This is a genomic window from Shimia sediminis, from assembly GCF_003990645.1.
Classification (GTDB): domain Bacteria; phylum Pseudomonadota; class Alphaproteobacteria; order Rhodobacterales; family Rhodobacteraceae; genus Shimia; species Shimia sediminis.
This window is the reverse complement of sequence record NZ_RYZK01000054.1, coordinates 1-841: the sequence shown is the minus strand read 5'-3', so window position 1 is coordinate 841 and position 841 is coordinate 1. Positions and strand designations below refer to the sequence as shown.

The 841-nt window shown below is 46.6% G+C and carries 1 protein-coding gene; it reads left to right on the top strand.

The window, feature by feature from the left end:
• Positions 1-54: 54 nt before the first annotated feature.
• Positions 55-841: cytochrome P450 (locus tag EK369_RS22850; protein WP_127116284.1), on the top strand; the 787-nt coding region annotated here is incomplete at its 3' end.

Below are 841 nucleotides of genomic sequence, written 5' to 3'. Positions count from 1 at the left end.
CTGCCCTTCAATTGGCAACTTCAAACAGTGAGCACAAGATCAATTAAATACAAGATGGCTGTGGGAGAAACGTCCCCGGATATGGTTTCCCAAACGGGACTCGTATCCGCAACAAGTGTTTTTTATTTCCTGTTGGTACCCGCACTGATCCTATGGTACGCTTATTGGAAACTGAGCAGGCGACATATGTTAGAATTGGCAGAAAGGATCCCAGGACCCAAAGGATGGCCCATCATTGGAAACGCCTTAGAATTTGTCGGATCTTCACCATCAATATTTAAACGTGTATACAGTCACTCGTTCGACTTTGAGAGTGTGGTTAAGGTATGGATCGGCCCAAAACTCCTGATCTTCCTCTTCGACCCACGAGACGTTGAAATCATCCTAAGCAGCCACGTCTACATCGACAAATCAGCCGAATACAGATTCTTCAAACCATGGTTGGGTGATGGACTCCTAATCAGCAGTGGCCAAAAATGGAGAGCCCACAGGAAACTGATCGCCCCCACATTCCACTTGAACGTCCTCAAGAGCTTCATCGAACTCTTCAACGCCAACAGCAGGGCAACCGTAGAAAAACTCCGTAAAGAAGGAAGCAAGGAATTCGATTGTCACGACTACATGTCTGAAGCAACAGTTGAAATGCTCCTAGAAACCGCCATGGGCGTGAGCAAAAAGACCCAAGAAAAAAGCGGTTACGAATACGCCATGGCTGTGATGAAAATGTGCGACATCCTCCACTTGCGTCAAACCAAACTATGGCTCAGACCAGATTTACTCTTCAGTCTTACCAAGTACGGAAAGAACCAGGAGAGTCTTCTGAGCATCATCCACGGTCTTA